The sequence below is a fragment of the Paenibacillus sp. 32352 genome, assembly GCF_002042965.1.
In the GTDB taxonomy this organism is placed as follows: Bacteria; Bacillota; Bacilli; order Paenibacillales; family NBRC-103111; genus Paenibacillus_S; species Paenibacillus_S vulneris.
On record NZ_MZNT01000007.1, the window covers coordinates 353,339 to 376,711 of the forward strand.

Annotated in this window: 21 protein-coding genes; 2 read left to right on the plus strand and 19 right to left on the minus strand. The window is 50.2% G+C overall.

Features of this window, described 5'->3' with window-relative positions; all coding sequences use genetic code 11:
- Nucleotides 1–32: 32 nt before the first annotated feature.
- From B1728_RS18685 to B1728_RS18770, 18 genes are all read right to left on the minus strand, one after another.
- On the minus strand, nucleotides 33–959 hold the full coding sequence (locus tag B1728_RS18685; protein WP_079911875.1) for an MBL fold metallo-hydrolase: 927 nt from the start codon (nucleotides 957–959) through the stop codon (nucleotides 33–35).
- A 46-nt stretch (nucleotides 960–1,005) separates the two neighbouring features.
- A complete protein-coding gene (locus B1728_RS18690; RefSeq protein WP_079911876.1) occupies nucleotides 1,006–1,686 on the minus strand; it encodes a Crp/Fnr family transcriptional regulator in 681 nt (226 codons plus the stop codon).
- A gap of 274 nt (nucleotides 1,687–1,960) precedes the next feature.
- Nucleotides 1,961–3,481, minus strand: coding sequence for an extracellular solute-binding protein (locus tag B1728_RS18695; RefSeq protein WP_144027912.1), 1,521 nt, complete (start codon nucleotides 3,479–3,481; stop codon nucleotides 1,961–1,963).
- 145 nt (nucleotides 3,482–3,626) lie between these two features.
- A complete protein-coding gene (locus tag B1728_RS18700) occupies nucleotides 3,627–4,508 on the minus strand; it encodes a carbohydrate ABC transporter permease (RefSeq protein WP_079911878.1) in 882 nt (293 codons plus the stop codon).
- A gap of 20 nt (nucleotides 4,509–4,528) precedes the next feature.
- Nucleotides 4,529–5,497: an ABC transporter permease gene (locus B1728_RS18705; protein WP_079911879.1), complete on the minus strand. Its 969-nt coding sequence runs from the start codon at nucleotides 5,495–5,497 to the stop codon at nucleotides 4,529–4,531.
- Nucleotides 5,498–5,739: 242 nt separating this feature from the next.
- Nucleotides 5,740–8,037 (minus strand): helix-turn-helix domain-containing protein, encoded by a 2,298-nt coding sequence (locus B1728_RS18710; RefSeq protein WP_079911880.1) that lies wholly within the window; start codon nucleotides 8,035–8,037, stop codon nucleotides 5,740–5,742.
- Nucleotides 8,038–8,257: 220 nt separating this feature from the next.
- Nucleotides 8,258–9,004 carry an N-acetyltransferase gene (locus tag B1728_RS18715; protein WP_079911881.1) on the minus strand — a complete coding sequence of 249 codons (747 nt, stop codon included), beginning with the start codon at nucleotides 9,002–9,004 and terminating at the stop codon, nucleotides 8,258–8,260.
- A 140-nt stretch (nucleotides 9,005–9,144) separates the two neighbouring features.
- A complete protein-coding gene (locus B1728_RS18720) occupies nucleotides 9,145–9,774 on the minus strand; it encodes an immunity protein Imm33 domain-containing protein (protein WP_079911942.1) in 630 nt (209 codons plus the stop codon).
- 146 nt (nucleotides 9,775–9,920) lie between these two features.
- Nucleotides 9,921–10,820: a phosphotransferase family protein gene (locus tag B1728_RS18725; RefSeq protein WP_079911943.1), complete on the minus strand. Its 900-nt coding sequence runs from the start codon at nucleotides 10,818–10,820 to the stop codon at nucleotides 9,921–9,923.
- Between the two features lie 25 nt (nucleotides 10,821–10,845).
- Nucleotides 10,846–11,694, minus strand: a complete 849-nt coding sequence (locus B1728_RS18730) for an ABC transporter ATP-binding protein (protein ID WP_079911882.1) — start codon at nucleotides 11,692–11,694, stop codon at nucleotides 10,846–10,848.
- Nucleotides 11,651–12,649, minus strand: a complete 999-nt coding sequence (locus tag B1728_RS18735) for a hypothetical protein (protein ID WP_079911883.1) — start codon at nucleotides 12,647–12,649, stop codon at nucleotides 11,651–11,653. Before B1728_RS18735 ends, B1728_RS18730 begins: the two co-directional genes overlap by 44 nt.
- Nucleotides 12,650–12,656: 7 nt before the next feature.
- Nucleotides 12,657–14,420, minus strand: coding sequence for an ATP-binding cassette domain-containing protein (locus B1728_RS18740; RefSeq protein WP_079911884.1), 1,764 nt, complete (start codon nucleotides 14,418–14,420; stop codon nucleotides 12,657–12,659).
- A 203-nt stretch (nucleotides 14,421–14,623) separates the two neighbouring features.
- Nucleotides 14,624–15,400, minus strand: a complete 777-nt coding sequence (locus B1728_RS18745) for an aminoglycoside adenylyltransferase domain-containing protein (RefSeq protein WP_144027913.1) — start codon at nucleotides 15,398–15,400, stop codon at nucleotides 14,624–14,626.
- Nucleotides 15,401–15,528: 128 nt separating this feature from the next.
- Nucleotides 15,529–16,431, minus strand: coding sequence for an arginase (gene rocF / locus B1728_RS18750; protein WP_079911886.1), 903 nt, complete (start codon nucleotides 16,429–16,431; stop codon nucleotides 15,529–15,531).
- Nucleotides 16,432–16,448: 17 nt separating this feature from the next.
- Entirely contained in the window at nucleotides 16,449–17,378 is a 930-nt protein-coding gene (locus B1728_RS18755; RefSeq protein WP_079911888.1) for a proline dehydrogenase family protein, read from the minus strand.
- Nucleotides 17,379–17,396: 18 nt separating this feature from the next.
- A complete protein-coding gene (gene pruA / locus B1728_RS18760) occupies nucleotides 17,397–18,947 on the minus strand; it encodes an L-glutamate gamma-semialdehyde dehydrogenase (RefSeq protein WP_079911889.1) in 1,551 nt (516 codons plus the stop codon).
- A gap of 22 nt (nucleotides 18,948–18,969) precedes the next feature.
- A complete protein-coding gene (locus B1728_RS18765; protein WP_079911890.1) occupies nucleotides 18,970–20,163 on the minus strand; it encodes an ornithine--oxo-acid transaminase in 1,194 nt (397 codons plus the stop codon).
- 350 nt (nucleotides 20,164–20,513) lie between these two features.
- Nucleotides 20,514–21,170, minus strand: a complete 657-nt coding sequence (locus B1728_RS18770; protein ID WP_079911891.1) for an NADPH-dependent F420 reductase — start codon at nucleotides 21,168–21,170, stop codon at nucleotides 20,514–20,516.
- Nucleotides 21,171–21,412: 242 nt separating this feature from the next.
- Between B1728_RS18770 and B1728_RS18775 the strand changes: the two genes are divergently transcribed.
- Nucleotides 21,413–22,279 carry a LysR family transcriptional regulator gene (locus B1728_RS18775; protein ID WP_079911893.1) on the plus strand — a complete coding sequence of 289 codons (867 nt, stop codon included), beginning with the start codon at nucleotides 21,413–21,415 and terminating at the stop codon, nucleotides 22,277–22,279.
- A 112-nt stretch (nucleotides 22,280–22,391) separates the two neighbouring features.
- Nucleotides 22,392–22,652 (plus strand): YpbS family protein, encoded by a 261-nt coding sequence (locus B1728_RS18780; protein ID WP_079911894.1) that lies wholly within the window; start codon nucleotides 22,392–22,394, stop codon nucleotides 22,650–22,652.
- 77 nt (nucleotides 22,653–22,729) lie between these two features.
- Here the strand turns inward: B1728_RS18780 and B1728_RS18785 are convergent, their stop codons facing one another.
- Nucleotides 22,730–23,362 carry an NUDIX hydrolase gene (locus tag B1728_RS18785; RefSeq protein ID WP_079911895.1) on the minus strand — a complete coding sequence of 211 codons (633 nt, stop codon included), beginning with the start codon at nucleotides 23,360–23,362 and terminating at the stop codon, nucleotides 22,730–22,732.
- Between the last annotated feature and the right edge of the window lie 11 nt (nucleotides 23,363–23,373).

Consider the following 23,373-nt stretch of genomic DNA (forward strand, 5'->3'; position numbering starts at 1 on the left):
ATTTTATACAAAGGATCATGCGGCAGAATCCGTCAGTCCAGGGACAGATCAAACGACATCAAGTCTCGTCCTACAGTGATCGGACCGTTATAAATGTCATTCATTCCCCGGATATATTCCTGCTCAGCCGGTTCATTCTGCTCCGGCGCCGGAATATGATGGGTCAGCACAAGATGCTTGACCCCGGCTTGCCTGGCGATATCGGCGGCTTCCAGTGTCGTCGTATGATATTTGGCCGGATTGGAGAGAGCTTTCTCGTAATCCGGATAACGCCGGATCAACTCGTCCAGCCACTCTTTGTTGTACGCTTCGTGGATAAGCAGGTCAGCCCCCTGGCTGTGTTGAACCATGCTGGGGACGGGAATCGTGTCGCCCGAGATAACTACCGATTTGCCGTTATATTCGAACTTATAAGCGATGGCTGGATAAACCGGACGGTGATCCACCTCAAAGGCCGTAATCCTGATGCCGTCCCGGTCATAGACGACGCCTTCGTTGCATTCCGTATATTCGATCCGCGATCCGGCTTCGTCCGACAGATTGTAGCTCACTCGAAGCTTCACATCGAACTCGAACGATTCTCTCATTTTGCCGATGATATCCCGGGTCGACTCGGGTCCGTACACATGCATCGGGGTTGAACGGCCCTCGAATACTCTCTCCGCCGTAATATGGGTTCTCCAGCTGGTAATAAACAGATCGAAGAACCCGCCATTATGGTCATAATGGTGGTGAGTGAGCAGGAGGTCGGATACCCGCTGGGGCATGACGCCGGCCTTGATCAGTTGGTCCACAACGGCGCCGCCGCAGTCGACCACGAATGTCTTATGTCCGGCAAGCACGGCCACTCCCGATTTGGCTCTGCCGTAAAAAGCACGCGGCGAGCCGGTGCCGAGCAGGATAACCTTCATATGCTCATGAAAATCTGGCTGCAGATTTAGCTGCGGTTGAATGTACATTTATATTTCCTCCTGTGACAGTAATGAAGATGGTACGGCAGTTAAGCTACACACGCGTTAGAAAAGCTTCAGGCTCTTGAATCCGAATGCGCTTTTTCCCGTAATGGACAATACCTTGCTCATTCCACCGGTTTAACGTTTCCGTAACGGTTTGCCGGCTGCATCCGACAATGAACGATATTTCTTCGTGACTTAACGGCAGGCTGACATGAAGCTCATTCCCTTGCCGCTCTCCCAAGCGGAGAAGAAAATGCGCCAGTCTCCAGGGCACAGGCTTGGAAATCAGCATTTCCGTATGCCGCTGGGTATGCAGCAGTCGCCTCGCGTTGGAAACGGTCACTGCATACATAATTTCCGGGCGGCTTACCATCAGGCTTCGAAATTCGTTGGCGGGCACATATAGCACCTCGCTGTCCAGAATACACCGGGCAAACCGCTGCCGCCGCTGGCCGGTCAATACTTCAGCCGCTCCGAACATTTCACCCTCAAACCGCAGAAACAAGGTGATACCTTGCCCTTCCTTGGCCGATTGCGAAATTTTGACGAGCCCGCTTCGAACCCAATAGATGTCACGGCTTTCCTCGTCTTCGCGGAAAATGAGCTCGTTTTTCCTGTAATGCCGGGCGGTTCCATACTGTGCGAACAGACCGGTCAATACTTCCTCCTCTTCCTTCATGCCTTCTCTCTTCACCTGGTCGGTAAGCTCGCTGTCATTCCATGAAGCCATCCTGTATTCACCTCGAAGCCGGTTAATTCATAGTTTTCCTATTTGCATTATAGTTAAATTAGTCACAATAAAACAGTCGGCTGCCCGACAAAATTCAAACTTTTTTTGCCATATAACGCAAAGATGACTTCTGCCCGTCCGGGAGAAGCCATCCAGCGCACTACAGCACATTATCCCAAAAAGGGAATAGTGAATGAATCCGCCTGCTGTTCTAGAGTGAAGAAAAAGCTCTCCTTCAAGCTTCGTCATCATCAGGAGAGCCATTGGTTCTAGTTTACTTGGATTTGCTTTTCGCGTATAATTCGTTCATTTCTTTGATATAGTCGTCGCCGCCGTTCTTTTTCCACAGCTCCATTTCAGCTTTGAAGCCCGCTTCGTCGATTTTGCCGACGATGAATTTGGTGCGCGCGTCGTCGACAATTTGGTCGAGCTGCGTGCCTTTTTGCGTGTAAGTCGGTGTCGTGAACGGCTCGCCGGGGTTATGAACCGCGATTTTCTCGTTCTCCTTCATCACTTCAAGCGCCTTGGCACGAAGCGGCGTATTCGGCTTGAACAATTCCGGAGTCAAGTACGGGATCGATGTCAGCAGCTGGGTGACGTTCTTGTTGTTAATGTCCGGCGTCATCGGATCTGTGGCGAGCAGCAGGGGAACCAGCTTACCGTCCTCTACTTTATAGTGAACGCCTTCAATGCCTTGGCTGATCAGAATTTGCATTTCCTTATCGTTGGTTTTATCCAGGAAGGCGAGTACCTTCTTCAGCTCAGCCTCTGTTTTGACGGCGGTTTTCGAGATCAGGAACATCCCGTTGTGCCCGGCTGTCGGCAGGTTGTGAAGACCTGTCGGGCCGCTGACGGCGCCGATCAAATCGATGTAGCCCTTGGAATTGTTCTGCTTCATCTTCTCGTCGATCTGATAGGAGCGCTCCGCTACGTCGATCGCCACACCCGCTTGCCCGTTAATGATCGGATCATTCCACTTGGCCGAATCGTACACGGCGAAGTCCTGATTGACCAGCTTCTCATCATACAGCTTTTTGAAAAACTTTAATGCTTCCATGTACTCCGGGGTCAAATGTGCCGGAACCAGCTTGCCGTCCTTCTCCCCCCATTTGTTCGGAACGCCGAACCAGGTTTGCATAATATCCCAAGGTCCGCCGTAACGGGTAACAACCATGCCGTAGGTGTCGTCCTTTCCGTTTTTATCCGGATCGTTACTCGCAAAAGCCTTCAGCATATTGTAAAATTCGTCGATGGTTTTCGGTTCCTTCATGCCTAGGTTATCCAGCCAATCCTTGCGGTAGCTGATTGCCATCCGGCCGATTGGACGAGTGACATAAAGCCCGTAGTATTTGCCGTTGACCGACGTATTGTTCAGAATGGTTTGATTGGCTTTGCTCAGGTTCGGATAGTCCTTCAAATATGGGCCGATTTCCCAAAATGCGCCGCCGTTGATCGCGTTCGCCACTGCAGATACTTTAGCGTTGTTCACAAATACAAGCGAAGGCAGGGTACCGGAGGCTAGCGTAATATTCAGCTTGTCCCCATAGTTGGCATCGGGTGTAAACTGCAGATCCAGCTTGACGTTCGTATACTCCTCAATCTTTTTCCATACCTTGCTTTCCGCCGTTGCCGAATCGTTGTAGTAGCCCTTCAGCATTACCGAAATCGGGAATGGCGCCTCTTTCCCGTCCCCCGCTTTGGAAGCTTCCGGCTTTGCATCGTTGCCGCATCCGGCGATAGCCGCAACAGCTACAGCGGTGACAGTCGTGACCGCCCACGTTTTTTTCCAATTCATTTCGTTTCCTCCCTTTATATGGACCCTTATTGTTTTTTTATGATGAAGCAGTATCCTGCGTCAGGCGGAGGAACCCATTCTCATAGAAGGATGCGCTCCTCACATTCCTGTGCCGATACCGCAACCATCTTTGGACGCTGAGCGATTATCCCTTCACGGCACCGAGCAGTACGCCTTTGGCGAAATGCTTCTGCAGAAACGGATATACAAGCAAAATTGGCAAGGTGCCTACGACGATGACAGCCATTTTGATCGACTGATCCGGCGGCTTCACGTAGGTCGGGTCCTGAACCGAATTGTCCAGTGCCCCTGTAGCCAATAGCACGATTTGTCTCAGCAGCACCTGCATCGGCCACTTTTTGGCATCGGTCAAGTAGATGAGAGCATTGAAGAAATCGTTCCAGTGCGCGACGGCGTAGAACAGCGCGAAGGTCGCAATAACCGGCTTCGACAGCGGCAGCACGATGCGCCATAGCACCCCTATATCGGTGCTCCCGTCGATGCGGGCCGATTCAATAAGCTCGTTCGGAATTTCCTCGAAAAACGATTTCACGACAATCAGGTTGAACGCATTGATCGCCGTAGGCAGCATAACGGCCCAATAAGAATTCAGCAGTCCCAAATTTTTTACGACCAAAAAAGTGGGAATGATCCCTCCGCTGAACATCATCGTGAACACGACCATTTTGACAAAAAAGCTTCGACCGATCATGTTCCGTCTGGATAAGGCGTAGGCCATCGTAAAGGTAAAGAACAGGTTAACCAGCGTACCTCCCACTGTTACAAATACGGAGACGAGCAGGCTTCGCGGCAGCGCGTTATCTTTAAATACGTATTTGTAAGCATTGATCGTCACATCGTGCGGGATCAGAAAGAAGGACCTTGACCCGATTTCAAGGTCGCTCGCAAATGATCCGGCTACAATATACAGAAGCGGCAGGAGCATAGCTAGAGCGATTATGGCAAGTACGATATGATTGGCGACTCCGAAGAGCCTCTCGCCGAATGACATATGACGCGTGTGCATGGACAGCTTCTCCTCCCCGGTTAGAATATGCCGGAATGGCCGGCTCTTTTGGCCAAATAGTTGGATGTAAACACCAGGGTCACCCCGATGACGGCTTTGAACAACCCGACGGCGGTGCTGTAGCTGAATGCGCCTTGCGTAATCCCCACCGTATACACGTACGTATCGAATACGTCGGCGACCGGACGGTTCAACGCATTGGACATAAGCAAGATCTGCTCGAAGCCCCGGTCGAGGAAATTCCCCATCCGCAGAATGAGCAGCACGATAATGGTGCCTTGAATGGCCGGCAGCGTTATGTGCCACAACTGGCGAAACCGGCTCGCCCCGTCGACGGTTGCCGCTTCGTACTGCTCTTGATCAACCCCGGCGAGCGCAGCGAGGAAGATGATCGTCCCCCAGCCCATTTCCTTCCATATACTCTGAATGATGATCATCGGGCGGAACGTGGATTCACTCGTCAGAAATTCGATTTTCTTCCCGATCACCTTCACCAGCAGCTCGTTGATGACTCCGCCCTCCGTGGTCAACAGAAGATACGTGATGCTGGCGACGATAACCATGGAGATAAAATGAGGCATATAGATGATCGACTGAATAAACCGTTTATAGAAGGCAACACGCACCTCATTTAACATAAGAGCCAGAATAATCGGCGCCGGAAAGAAAAATACCATATCGTACAAGCCAAGCAGCAAGGTGTTACGGATAAGGTGAAAGAAGACCGGATCGGCGAAAAACCGCTTGAAATGGTCGAAGCCTACCCATTCGCTGTCCATAAATCCGATGAATGGCTGATAGTTTTTGAAAGCCAGCAGCACCCCCCACATCGGAACATATTTGAAAACAATAAAGTAGAGCAGACCCGGGAGAAGCAGCAGCATCAAATGCTTGTCTCTCACTACCCGGGTCAGCCATGTTTTTCGCTTGCGCGGGGTGATGACGGAAGCACTTGCCGCAGCTGGTTCGGTACCCCATGCTTGATTCATGTTCTCACTCCTTCTCGAACGGATTAGTATCGGATTGCGAAGCCATAGCAACACTGTATACGGGCCGTACGTTTCCTACAATTAGACTTTTACAACTGCGTATTCAAGCCGTATTTGCACTTTTCGTACAGGATAGGATTTTGTTAATAACACGCGCAAAAAAGGACAACCCTGCCGCTGACAGCAGCATGTTGTCCTTTGAACCGCAGGCGAATTCCCTGCTTAACATGGTTTTAGCCGGTTTATTTGTTCCGGCTTCTCTCCCGGTATTCTCCCGGAGTGATGCCCTCCTGCTTTTTGAAAATGCGATTAAAATAACTGTGCTGGTAGCCGACCCGAAGCGCCACATCATTGATTTTGAGATCGGTTTCCCGGAGCAGCTCCCTGGCTTTATCCATGCGGAGCTCCGTCAAATAGTCGATGAAGTTTTTGCCTGTAACCTGTTTAATCGACCGGCTCAGCACCACCGGATTCATGCCCGCATGGTCGGCGCAGCTGTCCAGAGAGATCTCGTTCATGTAATTGTCTTGCAAATAGATCAGTGCGGTTTCCACGATTCTCTTGGTTTGTACGTCGGCCCGCGCTTCCAGCTCCTGCATATACGGTTGAATCACCTTATGGTGGAACCATTTCATCATCTTCTGCGAGTCCCGTATTTGGGCCAGCTGTTCATACAAATTGCTCGATTTGAACACTCGCACCGGGTCCATCCCGGAATGCCGAATCGTGTGCAGAATGCTGCCGAGCAGCTGGAGCATGCTTTGCTGAACATCGATTTCCTTGGCTCCCCTCTCGAGCAGCTCATTCAGGAACGCTTCGATTAAGTGCTGCGTTTCCTGCTGCTGTCCGGTGCGGATCAGCTGTAATAATTCCCGTTCCAACGCGAACGGATAGCGAAGCTCATTAGAGTGAGGCTCCGCCTCAAGCGACTCCAGATTGATGATCTGATTCTCGCTTACAAAATTACGGTAAATCAGTGCCTCCCTCACTTCTTCATAATGAGCGGCAATATCCGTGATGGAGGTTGACGGTCTGCCGATCGTAATGGATACCTGCAATTTGAGGATATGATCGATTGCCTGCATCATATCTCCGCACAGCGCATGAAGCTCCTCGGTGTAAGGCTGGCCGGAAGGGAATATTACCAGCAATCCGATCGACAAATCATGGAAATTGATCATATTGACCTGCTCGAACCGGCTTTCGGCCAATTCCTCAATAATGTTCGCCGCAGCGAAAGTAACCAGACCCTCGTCCCCTTGGGAGAACCGTCCCTCCAAATGCTCGAAGCCGGTTAATTGGATATGCAGGACGATGAACTGCCGGCCATCCACCTCCCAGCCGTAGTTTCTCATGCGCTCAAGCAGCTCCTCTTCCGAGTAAGAGTACAGAAAGCCTTGCACTAATTGCAGCAGGAAGCCCTCCTTGACATGCGGCAGCTGCTGCTCCAGCTTGGTTTGAAGTGCCGCACTTTCCCGGGTCAGATGCAGCCACTGCTTTTCAATCAGATTGAATTCATCATGATGATCCGCTTGGCTTTTCGAGAACAGCCGGTCCGCTCCTAGCAGTCGTACGAGACGGTCGATCGGCGTATAAATTTTGTAGGAAGCAAGCCACGACAAAATGACGACGAGCAGAAGCGAAGCGCAGCTGACGGATAAAATAATCTTCGAAATAAAGACGACCGGCTTCGTTATGACGCTGATCGGTGAAGCGGACACATAGGTCCATTCGGTGCCAATCCGCACAAAGCTGCCGAACGACACCGTATAGGTGTTTTTGTCCCATTTGTACAAAAACGACCCTGCTTTCAAGCCCTTGGAGAGCACTTCTTGCTTTAAAGCCGTTTCGAAGGGGGAGGCTTCGGCCGTCCCCGCACTTGACAGCAGCATCTCCCCGTTCCCCTGCATGATGAACGTTTCTCCGACATTGTATGGCGTTAACGTTTTCAACATCCCGGTTGCCTTGTCCTTATCCAGTCGGATCAATAACGCCCCGAAAGGATACGGCTCCATCGCAGGTATTTTATGGACCAAGGTTAAATCCATCCTGCCCGGACGATTCGCATTTTCCGGCAGCCATGTCCAATAGACCCATTTGGGGTTGGCGAGCAGCTCATTATAGCTGTCCAGCGCGTTGGTCTCTGTCAGTACGTCGTATTCCCGATTGAACAAGTATGGTCGCGCAGCGTTCAAATACAGCTCGACATTTTTCGCAAAAGGGCTGGATCCCTTCATGACGCCGAGTGTTTTGATAATGTCACGGGTCGTTTCGAATTCCCTGCCCAAATCGGTTTTCTTAAGATTCAAATTGAATTTCGGATCGAACGCCCAATGGGAAATCGACGCTTCCAGATAGGCGAACTGATCGTCCAGATTAGCCGCTCTTTGCGTAATTTGCTCCTCATGCAGCCGCAGGATATCATTTGCCAGAGGCCCCCCAGCGATCCAGTAAAATACCCCGCTCACAATAAGCCCCGGAATACTGGAGATAATCAGAATCAGGATCAGACTTCTTCGGAAAAATCGGCTTTTAACCATATGCCATCAACACCCTTTTGTCTAAATCTTCCTAGAGATATATAACATTCGCGCAAGGGTGCATAATCCCTTCTGCTTAGGCTTCAGCTTCATCGTATTCTCCAACTTCTTTTAAGCACAAAAAAAGCATACGTTACCGTATACCTTAATGCTCTCCATTCTCTTGAACCCGTTTGAGCTGTTTATATCGATTCTATCTATTCGGCTTCTTAAACAAAGTTTACTTTAACTCTTTTAACAGACTCTCGAATTTTTTGGGACTCAATATTTCATGCGTGATAAATGTTCCATTATAAAATATGCTAAATGTTGTCCATGCTGATGGAGCCTTCTGAGCTTCTTCTCTCGCTTGGAAACAGTAGGTATTGAAATCAAATCCCCCGTTCCTTGCAACCTCCCTTAGTTCCTCTAATACTCCAACCGCAAAAGGGCACTGAGCTGTATAATAGATCTGGATACCCTTGGCATCTGGAACAGATGAGACGTTGAACGAAGGGATAGCGGCAGCATCATTCCATCTCAGCACCATTAACTCAAAGTAAGGCCCAGATTCATCCACTGCTTTAAAACCCACGTGTTCGAAGTATTTCTTATCGCTCAAATAAGGCAGCTTCTTCTTCCCAACAATATGAACAATACCATCCATACCAAGCGCCATTGCGTCTTCCTTGCATCTATTTAGCAATTGTTTTCCATATCCTTTATCCTTGTATCTCCCAGAAACCCATAAACAATTAATATACATATAGTTAGGTGCTTGAATCGGTATCCACGCTTTTTCTGCCGGAAGGTACTCTATAAACACCTTTGCTCGTTCGTTCAGACGGACAAAAGTCAGCCCCTCTTCCATCCGGTCCTTAAGCCATTGTTTCTTTTCAAGCACGGCCTGCTCGTACTGTTTGGCACCTAATGCGCAGCAAATATGTTCTTGGTCAATATTTTGTTTCGTGATTTCAATGAGATTCATTCTAAGCCATCCTTTCTTAGACGATTTTACATGCTTTCATTCTGTGACATCGAGGTGCTCTGATACTCTGGATGTAAGAATCTCAATAAGCTCTTCATCCATATACACAAAAAGAATGTTAATTTTATCCACCATCCACTTTACTCATGAATACTAAAATCATAATTTTCAACTTTTAGCAGCTTTCTTGATGCCGCCTCTCTCTCATAAGCGCAAGGTATGCTGTCATGAAGAAATTCCAATATGGAATCATCTATATTCAGCATTTTTCCCACTGAGATGACTTGAAAGTTATCAGGGTCCGTATTGAAATCATCCTGTTCATACCCGCTGAAGAAAACCCATCCCAAGTCGCTCTCATCATAGGGTTCAAATCTCAGCATAAAGTTAAACTCATTCCTTGCTAATACGTCATTACTCACGGTAACCTTATTTTCAAAATAAAAGTCCATCTCTTTGGAATGCGGATCATCTAATTGGGTGTTGCATATATGGATGGAACTAAAATGAATAATGTCTCCATACTGTAAAGAATCGAGGTAAAAAGGCTGATTGACCAACTTCCCCTTGAAGTCGTTCCCAGCTCTCTCCATAATTTCTACCCACATCCGTTCTCCTTCATAGCCATTTTCAAGCACCGTTTCAGACATAAAAATCAGCTTAACCTTATCCCCCGCTTGAAGCTGTTGTACAATCTGCTCACTTGGAAGATAAAAAGTGTACGGGGATTCTTTATGTAGTTCAACTGCATTATCAAGCTTCCATGTCATAACTTTCCCACTCTCCTTGCATCGAAAATAATACCCAACGGAATCGAAGGGTCCGATTACCGTTTGATAGGCGGCGAAAGGACGTATACATTTTACCACAAAATCCGGGTTCATCTCTCGTGTATCCAGGTACGCCCTCTCTCCTCTCACTCTTTTCCCTTCCACCCTGTTTCATGACAAAGAACAGCAACGCTTTCCTCATAGAAACGCCGGTTCTTTTCCAGTCCCCTCTGTTTACACCACCCTACGGAGCTGAAGGAATCATAAAACGAATAAAAAGGCAGCACCAAATCGAGATCCAGTATGGGACGAACACTGGTATATCCTTGAAGATATGCATTTTTCATCGATGGCCGATCCTGCCACAGATAGCGGTCCATTTTCGTAAAATCGCACTCGGACGAGCCTCCCCGGGAACTCTCAAAGTCTATAACCCCGGCCAGACGTGATTCGTTCACCAACAAATTACCAGGCCTGAAGTCCATATGAATCACACACGGGCCATCCGGCGCAGGCAGCTTCGTGAAGACGGAATCAAAATGAGACAGGCATGCATCGTATAACCCCTGAGGAAGAAGCTCCCGGCAAGGAGCTTTGAATGAGTCAAATTGTCTCCGAATATAACTTCTCCAGTCTTGCTGCTCGATATATCGAAATCCGTCCTGCCCGTCATAGCCGTATCCCGGCATCGGCACGGAATGAAGCTCGGCATGCAGCGCACCGATCGAATAGGCAAGGTTCACATCATCCGTATTCTGGAGCGGGCTCCCTTCTATCGCCATTAAGAGCAGCGCCCCGTTGGTTTGTTCATCCCCTTCCCATATATCAAGTACTCGGGGAACCGGAAGACGATACTCGTATAGTCGGTTCAACATGCTATATTCCCGATACAGCTTGGTTCGATTGTAAGGAATTTTGATATAGACCGATCCCCCCTGCTGCAATACGATTTGTACAACTTCGGAACTGAATGAATCCGATACCGGTCGTATCTCATGCGCGGAAAGACCAAATGCCTCAATGGCTCTAAGGATACAGCTGTTCATCTCATCTCCTGCTTTCTTATTGGATTCAGCCATACTGGTACCATTGCGCCTGTTCCCGGTAAAAGGAAGCATATTTACCGTTATGCAGCATGAGCTGTTCATGGGTACCATCCTCTATCAGCTTTCCTTGGTCCATGACAAGAATCCGGTCCGCAAACCTCGCCCAGCCCAGGCGGTGCGAGACGAAGATGGCTGTCTTGCCTTCACACAACCGGCGAAACTGCTCGAATAGCTCCAATTCGCTGGCAGGGTCGATCGCCGCCGTCGGCTCATCGAGTATGACCAATTCCCCTTGTCTGAACATGGCCCTGGCCATTGCGAGTCTTTGCCATTGTCCTCCGGACAGCCCCACTCCGTCTTCATCCAAACGGCCGAGCCAAGTGTCCAAGCCCTTCTCCGCAAACTTGTGAATTCCGCTGGCCTCCAGCGCAGATTCTATCTCTTTGTCCTCATGTGCCCGTGCAGGGCTGCCGAGCGTGACATTATCGCGCAAGGTAAAGGCGTATCTCTCGTGATCCTGGAATACCGAGCTGATACGTTCCCATAGAGCCTTGCGATTCGTTCCCATTGCCGACAGGTTCGCCCCGTTCCAGCTGACCTGCCCCTCACCAGGATCATACAATCCGAGCAGCAGCTTCAAAAAAGTGGACTTTCCCGATCCGTTATCTCCAACCAAAGCAATGATTTCCCCTGCCCGAATCGTCACATTCAAGTCTTTGAGAACGGGCTTATTTGAATTAGGGTATGTATAGCCAACGTTAGTAAACGAAATCTCCTTCAGCGGTCCCATCTCTGCCAGCGATGCCTCTTCATGAACCTGTGCCCTGTTTTCATTCAAAAAGGCAAAAAGATCCGCCGCTTTGCCAGCTTGCATAACCAGCTTGCTCAAGGGCCAGGTAAGTCTTATTGCAGTTCCTTGCGATTGGAGTACCGTTTGAAAAACAATGGCAGCCAACCCGGGAGTCAATCCATCCCGTCCCACCAGGAGGATCAAGACGGCAACGGAGCCGAAAGCTCCCGTAATATGTACAAGCGATACCCAGAACCCGAACTTGTTTTCCCTTGCGGCTCATAGCAAACCTGCCGGAACGCTGGTTCAGCGTACTTGTGCTCCACAGTCGGATGAAGTAGCCGGTCGAATCGAATAGCTTGGTTTCTTTCAAGGTTCCGGGATCGGACAGCTGCTTCATCCAATACTGGGACAGCCGGCCATCCGTCGTTGCTTGTTTGTCCCATTTTCTCTTGGCTATTTCAATTTTTAATCGAAAATACAAGGACAGCCCGTTCATGGCCAGCAGAATGCACCCAAGCAACCAATGGCCCTGCGATACAACAATCACCATGGCCGCAAGCGCTGCCAGTCTTTGCACGGAATCGATTCCGTTGCGGAGCATGCCGATCAAATCTTGGCCTGCGGCTTGATGAGCCTGGTGCAGCCGGTCATAAAACTCGGAGTGCTCGAATCGTTCTAAAGGAACCGTCGTCGATATGGTAAAAATCTCGGCCTGAATGTATGCGGCAGCGCGGTGATTCATCGTCTCGTCAACGATCTTTCTTAGCGATTCCGCAATTACTTGCACGGTTATGGTTCCGCCAAAAAGAAACAAAACCGGAAGCATTTCATCTATGGTGGAGGTCCCCCATGCAAGCCCGGTAACAGCCTTATCGATCATCTGCTTTTGAGACAGCATGAGGGGGATCACCAGCATCCCGATACCAATCGGAACGAACAGCCATACGCATGTAAGCAGGGGCATCCGCTTTCCTATATGATATAACAGCAGAAGCATGCCGCTTAAGGTTCTGCGCCCTCCAAGAGCCTTATTCATTGTTCCATCACCTCACTACCCCTTCCTGGTACCAGGAAGCCTGCATACGATACAGTCTTTCGTATTCCCCGCATGCCGTCATAAGCTGATCATGCGTCCCCTGCTCTATCAGACGGCCGTTTTGCAATACCAGAATGCGATCCGCCATGCGGGCCGCCCCCAACCGATGGGTCACCAGGAAGGCTGTCCTTTTTCCTGCAATGCGCAAAAAATCTGTTATTGCCGCCTTCTCGGCCAGTGGGTCTAACGCTGATGTCGGTTCATCGAAGAACAGGATGCTCCCCTCTCTAATGTAAGCCCTGCCCGCAGCTAAGGACTGCCACTGCCCTCCGGACAGTTCCCTTCCTCCGAACTCCGGGCCGATCCGCTCATCTAATCCGAGCCCCCAAGTATGAGCGTTCGCTTGCCTTAGGGCTGCTAAGAGAGCCGGATCGTCGTGAAGACGGCCTATGCTGCCAATGGCGATTTGTTCCCGAACGGACAGATTCATTTTGGTGAAATCCTGCAGGACAGCCGTGAAGCAACCGGATGCTTCTGTCGCGGACAAAAGTGTCCCAGCCTGAGAGTAATACTCGACGCTGCCGGATTGAGGCAGATATAGACCCATAAGCAGCTTGACCAGGGTGGATTTGCCGGATCCGTTCTCCCCTACGATAGCCATTTTCTCGCCGGCAGCTGCCTGAAAGGTTATATCTTCAAGAGCAGGGGTATCTCTTCCTTCATAGGTGAAGGTCAACCATTCTACCTTCAATGCTGCCGCTGTCGCTGCGGACCGCTGGGAGCCAGCCCTAGCCTCGCTTATGCCGCCGCTTGGGTACGAAGGAACATGTACTTTATCCTCCTCCAGCTGAAGGTACTGCTGCAGCTCATCCCACCGCAGGCTTTGCTGCTTCAAGCTTGCATGCAAATCCAGCAGTCCGGGCCATAATCCGCCAAGGGTTATGGCGATTTGAAGGAGTAACGCCACCTCGCCGGCTGTATTGCCGCGCTGGACGGCAACCAGCACTACGATAGCTGCCATGGCTGCACGGACCAAGGCGACCGCCAGCTCCGACGGAAGCTGCAGCAGCTGCTCTTTTATTCGTTGTCTCACCGTTTCCTTAGAGGATTTAGTGTGCAAGCGCATCCAGGAGGCCTGAAAATAGCTGCCTAGGTCAAGCAGGCGAATTTCTTTAGCAGGAATTCTCGAAGTCATAAGCTGCGCGAGATAATGAGCCCTTCTCCGCTCGGGAATTTGCTGGTGCTGAAGCCGCTCCGCTTTCCGTGCAGCATAGGATCGCAGGGGAAGCTGAATCGGGAGAGCAATTAGAAAGAAAAGAACGATTGCCCACTGACCGAAGTAAGCAAGGATGGAAAGCAATAGGACGCTTTGAATGAGTTGTTGGATGTAGCTATAGCCATTCATAAAAAGGATTTCGGGCGAGGCGCGAAGAGCGCGGGTACGAAGATTTTGTATCGATGGTGATTCCAGTAGAGACAGGTTCAGCCTGGCGTTTTTCTCAAGAACTGCCCGCTCCACTTCATATTGGCCAATCTCATTTAACCGGTTGTGGGATAAGAGGGATGTACGGCCTATAAGGGCTTGAACCAACATGACTGCAGCAAGCCAGCCCGATGCGATAATAAGGTCTTGCTGAACCGTTCCGCCGTTCCATGCGGATAGTCCGTCTATGACCCACTTAAGCAGAAGAAGCTGAGCCGGCAGGAGAAGCAAATTGACAAAGTCGGCGGCCGGCTTAATTATGACCGGATTGGCATCGGCAGATGACAAAAAAGTGCTTACTGCCCTTATTCGCTGCCATAAAGGGTATAAAATAGAGTTCACCTCGCGTCAGGATGAATTTTCCAGAGAATATCTATATTAGCATTATTTCAAAAAAGATCAATACTATTTTGTACATTCAGAAATTTATTTCCTCTAAAAAACGGACAAAAAAATGCCCCTATTCCGGGGCGTTCTTCCTTTTTATAAATTTAGTTCAAAAAAGGGGAGCATCGTTCGGACATGTACCGGATAAAGGACTGTGTCAAGACAATTCGTTCTTCGGCCGCGTACGGGGAAAGGATCTCCTGCCCCTCTCTAATCCTCAAAGCTTCCTTGACAATGGGATACCAGCTGTCCGGCAGTCTGGTGAGCATCATTTCTCCTCCTCTCTCCTTCGTCACCATCTCCCCTGTCTCTAAGGTAATATACATGCGACATAAGGACAGCACGCCGAATTCCACAGCCTCATCCACATGGGCGGGATCGATTGTCTCAGGCTTCCGATTAGCCTGCTTCGCCCAGTAACCTTCAAGATTTCGTCTCGTTATATCCCGTAGATCCTTCCAATCGGCCTCAATCGCAAGTGCGGACACGTCCGGCCCCCATACGGTCATTCCGTGATGCTTTAGCTGGTACCAGGTGATATGATTATCCATATCCTCCCATTCAAACATACCCATTGACGTATACCGGTACCACTTCTGCCGACGTTCTTTTGGTATATGACTTAACAGGGAGTATTCCCCTTCCAGCTTATTGGCAAGGTCATTCTCCATAAGCAGTCGCTCATGAACCGCTTGTATACGCGGAAGCGTATGCTGATTCAAGCTGTACAGCACAGTAAAAAAATCGATGTCGCTTCGTCTGGGATTATGATGTCCCAGTGCGGTTGATCCATATAAATAAACGCCGTACACTTGGCCAGGCAGCTCATCGGTTAATACACGGCAATAGCTGTCCATCACACGTTTTACTGTTTCACTCATGGCTTTCACCCGTCCGCCCCCATCCCGTCAAATCAGCTATGGAAGCATTATACCATGCAGGAAATAAAAGGGGACCTTTTCAAACTGATTACACACTAATAAATCCGGCATGTCCTGGGATCATATCTCTATCGCATTCTAAATAAACTGCACATCAGCTCAACTGCTGCCTGGGAGGTGCGGTTACGAAGATCCAGTGCAGGATTGACTTCAACGAAATCCGCACTAATCAGCGTTCCGGATTCTCCAATAAGCTCCATGGCCGTCTTGGCTTCCTGGAGACGGATTCCCCCTGACACAGGCGTACCGACTCCAGGAGCGGCGGATGGGTCCAGACCATCCATATCAAAGCTTACATGAACGCCGTCCGTATGCCCGGATACCGCAGCCAGAGCACGCTGAACGACCTCCTCCATCCCCATCCGCTTGACATCCCTGGCAGAATAGAGCTGTATCCCCATTCGCCGGATCAGCTCCTCCTCTCCTGGATCCAGGGAGCGTGTACCGATAAGAACGACGTGTTCCGGCCGTATCTTTGGCTGATTCCCTCCCAATCGGGTCAGGGCATGATGACCGCAGCCGAGCGAAGCCGCCAACGACATGCCGTGAACGTTGCCCGACGGACTTGTTTGTATGGTATTCAGATCGCCGTGCGCATCGAACCAAATGACCCCAATCCGCTTCCATTGTCCCGCCCCGGCAATACTTCCAACCGCAATGCTGTGATCCCCGCCAAGAATGAGCGGCAATCTTCCGTTTTGGATTGAGGCGACGACGGTACGGTACAATCTCCGGTTCACCTTTACGATTTCCCGTAAATATTTGGCCTTCGCGCTCCCTATGACAGGCTCGGATGAAGCGGGTGGTACCATAATATCCCCTGTATCTTTCACTTCCCTGCCTTCCGATCGCAGACGCTGTATCAGCTCCGCACATCGTATTGCATCAGGGCCCATTCGGCAGCCTCTGCTGCCCGCACCCAGATCAAACGGGACGCCAATGATATCGATCGGTTTATGCTTCGTTATCATGCTGCCCACTCCCCCCGTTACTTGCGCAGTAATCCCTTCAGGACAAAGAACATGTTGGCCGGTCTCTCTGCGATACGTCGGGTGAAATACGGATACCACTGTTTACCGAAAGGGGTATAGATTCTTACTCGGAACCCGCGTTGAACCAGCTGCAGCTGGAGCTGAGGGGCTATGCCGTACAGCATTTGAAACTCAAACTGATTTCGCGGAATCTCGTGCTGCTCCGCATAAGCGATCACCGTATCAATGATGTTCGCATCATGTGTAGCAACTGCCGTATAATAGCCTCCATCGAGATGGGCTTTCACTAACGCCACATACTGATTATCTACATCGGATTTATTGGGGTAGGCTATGTTCGCCTCTTCTTTATACGCTCCTTTAACAATTCTTACGTTTGCCGCATACTGCTCCAATCGGATTAAATCATCGGGAGAGCGGTATAAATAAGCTTGCAGCACCGTTCCGATATGACCTGCTCCGAAACGCTTTACCAGCTTTTCGAACAGCTCCAGCGTCATTTCAGTTAATGTGGAATCTTCCATATCTACCCGTACAAAATTCCTATAATATTTGGCGGCTCCAGCAATCCGCTCCATATGCCGGGTACAGATTCCCGGGTCTATAGTGCATCCCAGCTGACTAAGCTTTACGGAGACATGCGCATCCAGCTGCTTCTCATGAATAACCCGAAGCATTTCCATAATCTGGGCGGCCGCCTCGTCAGCCATAGAAGGGTCTTCTACGCTTTCTCCCAAATAATCCAGTGTCACGGCAAGACCTTGACTATTCAGCTCTCTTACCTTTTTCAGCACTCCTTCTAACGACTCGGCAGCTACAAATCGTTGAACCCCCATACGCATTCCGTATTTACGGAACATCGACTTCACCATCTCCTGCTCCGCCAAAAAAAGCACTGCACGACGAAACCAGGAATCCATCGGCATGTCATGTCCTCCCCCTCTTCAAAGAAGCTCCGAAACCACTTTGGGCTGGGTAAATAAGAACAAATAGTCCGGGCCTCCGGCTTTGGAATCGGTTCCCGACATATTAAATCCGCCGAAAGGATGCACGCCTACTACGGCTCCGGTGCATTTACGATTGATATACAAATTGCCGACATGAAACCGCTCCTTGGCCTTGGCAATATGCTCCCGGTTCCGGGTATATACCGAACCCGTCAAGCCATATTCGGTATTGTTGGCAATGTCCAACCCATGATCAAAATCGGTACAAGGTGTAAAGGCAACAACCGGCCCGAAAATTTCTTCCTGCATGATCCGCGAATCCGGTGCAGCATCTGCAATAATGGTGGGTGCAATAAAATATCCCGGCAAAGGAAGCGCATGCCCGCCTGCTGCAATGCGGCCTTCTTCCTTGGCGATTTCAATATACTCCATAATTTTCTTGAAAGAGGCTTCATCAATGACCGGACCGGTATCGTTGGCCGCATCCGTTACGTCTCCGACTTTCAGCGCTTTGGTTAAGGCGATGCATCGGTTCAACACTTGATCGTAGACATCCTGGTGAATGATTGCCCGGGAGCATGCGGAGCATTTTTGCCCCGAATAGCCAAAGGCGGATACGACAATCCCTTTGGCTGCTGCTTCCAGGTCGGCGTCCCGGTCAACCAGAATGGAATCCTTGCCGCCAAGCTCCCCGATGAACCGTTTCAGCCAGATTTGCTTTGGATTCACCTTAGCAGCCAGCTCCTGTATATGAACTCCGACATCACGCGAGCCGGTGAAGGAAACAAACCGTGTAAGCGGATGCTCTACGAGCACATCACCGATTTCGCTCCCGCTCCCCGGTACGAAGTTAACCACACCGTCAGGCAAGCCGCAATCGAACAGCAGCTCTACGAACTTGGCCGCTATGACCGGCGTCTGACTCGACGGCTTCAGCACAACCGTATTCCCACATACGATAGCTGCCGTTGTCATACCTGCCATAATAGCCAACGGAAAGTTCCATGGCGGAATAATGATGCCCACGCCCAATGGAATATAAGTGAGCTCATTGCGCTCTTGCGCAATGGATATCAGCTCCTTGCGGCCGCGATCCGATAACTCTATCATTTGGCGCGCATAATATTCCAGAAAGTCGATAGCCTCCGCCGTATCGGCATCCGCCTCCACCCTGCTTTTCCCGGCCTCGAGCATAAGCCAGGCATTGAATTCATGCTTGCGTCTGCGCAAGGCCGCGGCTGCCTTCCATAGCAAGCCCGCCCGGTCAGCCGCACGGACCTGGGACCAGGATTGGAAAGCAGACGCTGCAGAGCGTATAGCCTCTTCGGCCAGTGAACGGTCCGCTTTATATACCTTCCCTATGATTTCACTAGGGTTTGATGGATTGACAGATTCGATGACACCATCCGCTGTCAGCTCCTTTGCACCGATGCGTATTGGATAGCTGCGGCCTAGCTGCCCTTTCACGGCGGCTAATGCTTCCGATAATATACGGCTTTCCGCCGGATTCGTGAAATCCGTTAACGGTTCCGGACGATAAGGTATCATAACGATCTCTCCTCCCTTGAGATCAATTCAAAACCGCTTTGATCTTCTCTACTGCCCAGTCTATCTGTTGCTTGGTGATGATGAGGGGCGGCGCTAATCGGATTGTAAAATGGTGTGTTTCCTTGGCCAGCATGCCTAAGTTCATCAGTCTTTCACAATAAGGACGTGCCGCAACAGACAGCTCGATGCCGATGAACAGCCCCCTGCCCCGGATATCTTTGACCCTGGATGAGTGAAGCTCTTGCCTCAGCCTCTTGAGGAAATAGTCGCCGAGCTCTCTGGAACGCTGAATAAGCTGCTCCTCCTGAAGCACCTTAAGCGAAGCTATCGCTACGGCGCAAGCCAGCGGATTTCCTCCGAAAGTTGATCCGTGTGAGCCTGGGTCAAATACATCCATCAGATCACGGTTCGCGGCAACCCCGGATACGGGAAGGACGCCCCCGCCTAACGCTTTCCCTAATATATACACGTCGGGAACGACAGCCTCCCAATCGGCCGCAAACCATTGCCCCGAACGGCCCAGGCCCGATTGAATCTCATCCGCTATAAACAACACCTGATGCTTGGCGCATTGATCGGCCGCACTCCGCAAAAAGCCGTCACGGGGAATGCGGATTCCCGCTTCACCTTGGATCGGTTCTATCAAAAAAGCAGCCGTCCTGGGGCTTATCGCCTGCTCCAAAGCCTCGGTATCGTCAAATGGAATTACCCGGATGCCCGGAGTAAAGGGGCCGAAATGCTGCCGATATTCCGATGTGCTGGAGCATGATGTCGTCGTCACCGTTCTGCCGTGAAAATTGTTCTCGCAAACGATGATTTCCGCCTCGTCGTCCGGGACCTGCTTCACCCGGTATGCCCACCTGCGGGCCAGCTTGATCGCCGTTTCTACTGCTTCGGCTCCGGTATTCATCGGCAGGAACGCATCCTTGCCGGTAATACCGGACAGCAGCTCCAGCAGGTCTCCCATCCGCTCATTGTAGAACGCTCTCGAGGTCAGCGTCACTTTATCGGCTTGATCCTTGAGCGCTTGAATAATTCTCGGATGGCGGTGCCCCTGGTTTAAAGCTGAATAGCCGCTCAGCATATCCATATATCGTTTGCCCGCCACATCCCGGACCCACACGCCTTCGGCCTGCGCGATAACAATAGGAAGCGGATGATAATTATGGGCTCCGAACCTTTCCGATTTTCGTATCATTTCCTGAGTTCTTCTCATTGGACAAGTTTCACCTCACTTCGCGGATCCTCTTGATGGTATGAACCGGCATGCAATCCGTTTTCCAGCTTCGCTTACTTCGAGGCTCAGGATAAATATTTGAATTTTCTGATAATATTAAGCAGACAACGTTTGTATATCTATCTTATGATTAGCCTATGCATTTGGGTTGGGCGCATGCTCCGTTTTGTACAAATAGAACATTTGTTCTGCATTTGATTGATTCATAGCATCCAATAGCTCCCCTTGCAAAAAGCAGGCCCCCGGATATCCCGGAAAGCCTGCTCCTGTAAGAAATCAATATGGGGCTTGATAGCACCTCCCTGATCTCTGTGATGGGTTGAATTGGTTTAAATAGAGTCCACCTGCTCTTCCATCCCGAAAAGCTTGAACGATACATAAGGATAATGACCGTATCGAATGGCTAATTCTCTTTCGAATAACGTCATTCGCTCGATCGTCCGGTTATTGCTCAGCTTCCCGCCGTCCAGTATTCGAAAGGGAATGCCGTGAAGCAGCCGCATGATGGTTTCCTTGGCTTGCTGATCGTCCCCGGTTACGTACACATCGCTCCGTTCGTTATGGTGGATCGGTTGTTCCAATACTTTGAAGAAGGTGTTTTTGAAGGCTCCGACAACATAGCATTGCGGTATGACCCGCTGAAGCTCTTCTGCTGCCGATGTTCCCCAGTCAGTCGTGAAATCGCTGAAATCGTCCGTGAAGGGATTGCACAGATCGACCAGGATTTTGCCCGATAGACAGTCCCTATGCTTTACTGCCCAGGGAATCACATCCCTGAACCAGAGGCTGTGGAAGATGATATCGGACTGAAGTGCTTCCTCATATGAAGCGGCTTTGACGCCCAGAGCTTCATAGCCTCCCTCTTCCATCAGTCTGCTGACCTTTTCCTTCGATCGCGAGGCCCACAATAGATCCGGTATAACCGGAGAGAGCACCTTAGCCAGCCCTTGTCCCATACGGCCTGTTCCGATAATACTTGCCTTCATGCCATCATCTCCTTCATCTGTCGTAAGGACAGAATAAACGAAGATAGGCTGCCTGTGAATTTCCGATTGGTTGCACTGATGTTACCAAAAGTTTCAGCCTGCGAACATGGTCTCTTCTGAAGCTGCAGACGGTACCGGATCCGTAACGATTATCGTTCACCTTTAGATCCAAATGGCAGCTTGGCAGCCTTCGACCTCTCTGGTATGCTGAAGATCATACCCGCTAGAAATCAGGTGATGCCTTGAATATCGAATATATAAGAAGCTTTCTGGAGACTGCAAGATGGAACAGCATTTCCAAAGCAAGCGAGAAGCTTCATCTGACCCACCCGGCACTCAGCAAACAGCTGCGAGCCATGGAAGCCTATTATGGAGTCGCTCTCTTTCACAGGTCAAACACCGGTGTTGAGTTAACGGAGGCAGGCAAGCATCTTCTGGAGCGTCTACAGCCTCTCTATCAAGAGCTGTCTGCCATTCGTTCCGAAATGGGCCAATGGAACCAGCAAAGCATCCGTCAACTTACGCTCGGCACCCTGCCTACCTTAGCCTCCGGCTATATGCCAGAGAAGGTATATGCTATGGAAGCCGCACAGCTGCAGCTCGATCTCCGTGTGATGAATACATCATCCGAGCTATATAGCCGGCTCCAGGCAGGGGAACTCGATGCCATTGTATGTGAACGACTCCCGGAAGGAGTCTCTTCAACCTGGGAGCACACGTTATTCTCGGAGCCTTATGTTGCAATAGTCTATAAGGAACATCCTTTCTCACAACGAACTTCGGTCTCCCTTGCCGAATTAAGTAAGGAGCCATTCATTTTGCATACACCGGAATGCAGGATCCGACAGACACTTACAGAGCGAATGGAGCAATCTGGCTTTGGTCTCTCTGTCAAAACCGAGGTCGGCTTTAACGAGTTCATCCTTGGCTATGTGGCTACAGGAGCCGGTATTACCATCTTACCCGAAATGGCTGCACGCAATCTCGCTTCCGCTTCCCTGGCGGCCGTTCCAATTGCGGATGAGGGAATGGTACGGGTGATTGCATTGACTACGGCCCGCACTGCGGCAGACAAAGGACGTTTGCTGGCGGCTTACCTCAAGCCTTAACTGGATAAGGATCACGGTCCGATTGTTCTAGATTACTAGGCTCCCTTACTTGCCGTATACCCTTATCACGTAGTATCATAACTAGCATCAGAAGCAAAAGGAGCTTGTACTTATGAGCGTACACGAAGCAATAACCGCACACACCCGCAAAATGCATTCCCATCTTGAACAATTTCAAGTATTGGACGAGCAGCGAGAAGCTGCTATCGATCGCGCCCTGAACCTTTGTGCATCCGGTCAGCCGTTTACCGTTGACGAGATTAATGCCTTTACGACTCGAATTAATGAGCATGCGAAGCATGGCATCTCCCCCACACGGCCCTATGTTACCGTGGATATGGTCAGAGACTTCGTCAAGCGGTCAGGACGCTAGACACTATCGCTTATGAGCAAAAAAAGCTTTGGCACCGGCATAAAAAGCGATTTTTATCCGGTACAAAGCTTTTTTTATTATATCATGGTCTCGATGGTATCCATTACCATTGTGAAATAGTCTTTCCCATGCGGAACAAAGTCCCCTGCATCAAACGTGCGCTCGACTTCCCTTAACAGGCCGTTACTGTCAGGCTCCATTCCATTTGCACAAATTGGAGCATCCAGCTGGCCATGGGACAACCTCCTCACATCCGACAGACGAACCCGATATAACCCGGTAACTTCGTCCTCTTGAAGCCGATAGGCATGAAGCGGTCTATCATCCTTCAGTACGAATACGTGGCAAAACTCCCTATCAGTCTTTCCTCCGTCGAGCAACTGTTCCTCTTGATAGATTCCGCAGGAATGGAGCTCCTTAAATTCTACCTGAACCCCAAGCTCTTCCTCTAATTCCCTAACGCCGTCTTTCACCTGTTCCCCGGCTAGCAAATGTCCGGCACATGAGATGTCGAGCAGGCTGGGGAACGTATCCTTATCCGGATGCCTCATTTGAAATAACAGAAACCACTCATCCTCCTGCTTAGACAGGATCCAGCATTGAAATGTTTGGTGCCATAAGCCTTGCTCATGAACCTGCCGCCGGGTGGCCGTGCCAATAAGCTTCATTTCCCTATCCAAGATGTCAAATGTCTCCAAATCCTGCTTCATTCGTATCCTGC

Bases quoted from the DNA above. Each gene is read 5' to 3' on its own strand.
- B1728_RS18695 (WP_144027912.1), bottom strand. From the start codon at position 3,481: ATGAATTGGAAAAAAACGTGGGCGGTCACGACTGTCACCGCTGTAGCT.
- pruA (WP_079911889.1), bottom strand. From the start codon at position 18,947: ATGATACCTTATCGTCCGGAACCGTTAACGGATTTCACGAATCCGGCG.
- B1728_RS18785 (WP_079911895.1), bottom strand. From the start codon at position 23,362: ATGAAGCAGGATTTGGAGACATTTGACATCTTGGATAGGGAAATGAAG.
- B1728_RS18705 (WP_079911879.1), bottom strand. From the start codon at position 5,497: ATGAATCAAGCATGGGGTACCGAACCAGCTGCGGCAAGTGCTTCCGTC.
- B1728_RS18725 (WP_079911943.1), bottom strand. From the start codon at position 10,820: ATGAACAGCTGTATCCTTAGAGCCATTGAGGCATTTGGTCTTTCCGCG.
- B1728_RS18720 (WP_079911942.1), bottom strand. From the start codon at position 9,774: ATGACATGGAAGCTTGATAATGCAGTTGAACTACATAAAGAATCCCCG.
- B1728_RS18735 (WP_079911883.1), bottom strand. From the start codon at position 12,649: ATGAATAAGGCTCTTGGAGGGCGCAGAACCTTAAGCGGCATGCTTCTG.
- B1728_RS18730 (WP_079911882.1), bottom strand. From the start codon at position 11,694: ATGCAAGCTGGCAAAGCGGCGGATCTTTTTGCCTTTTTGAATGAAAAC.
- B1728_RS18710 (WP_079911880.1), bottom strand. From the start codon at position 8,037: ATGGTTAAAAGCCGATTTTTCCGAAGAAGTCTGATCCTGATTCTGATT.
- B1728_RS18755 (WP_079911888.1), bottom strand. From the start codon at position 17,378: ATGCCGATGGATTCCTGGTTTCGTCGTGCAGTGCTTTTTTTGGCGGAG.
- B1728_RS18690 (WP_079911876.1), bottom strand. From the start codon at position 1,686: ATGGCTTCATGGAATGACAGCGAGCTTACCGACCAGGTGAAGAGAGAA.
- rocF (WP_079911886.1), bottom strand. From the start codon at position 16,431: ATGATAACGAAGCATAAACCGATCGATATCATTGGCGTCCCGTTTGAT.
- B1728_RS18715 (WP_079911881.1), bottom strand. From the start codon at position 9,004: ATGAATCTCATTGAAATCACGAAACAAAATATTGACCAAGAACATATT.
- B1728_RS18765 (WP_079911890.1), bottom strand. From the start codon at position 20,163: ATGAGAAGAACTCAGGAAATGATACGAAAATCGGAAAGGTTCGGAGCC.
- B1728_RS18780 (WP_079911894.1), top strand. From the start codon at position 22,392: ATGAGCGTACACGAAGCAATAACCGCACACACCCGCAAAATGCATTCC.
- B1728_RS18770 (WP_079911891.1), bottom strand. From the start codon at position 21,170: ATGAAGGCAAGTATTATCGGAACAGGCCGTATGGGACAAGGGCTGGCT.
- B1728_RS18700 (WP_079911878.1), bottom strand. From the start codon at position 4,508: ATGCACACGCGTCATATGTCATTCGGCGAGAGGCTCTTCGGAGTCGCC.
- B1728_RS18745 (WP_144027913.1), bottom strand. From the start codon at position 15,400: ATGAGTGAAACAGTAAAACGTGTGATGGACAGCTATTGCCGTGTATTA.
- B1728_RS18685 (WP_079911875.1), bottom strand. From the start codon at position 959: ATGTACATTCAACCGCAGCTAAATCTGCAGCCAGATTTTCATGAGCAT.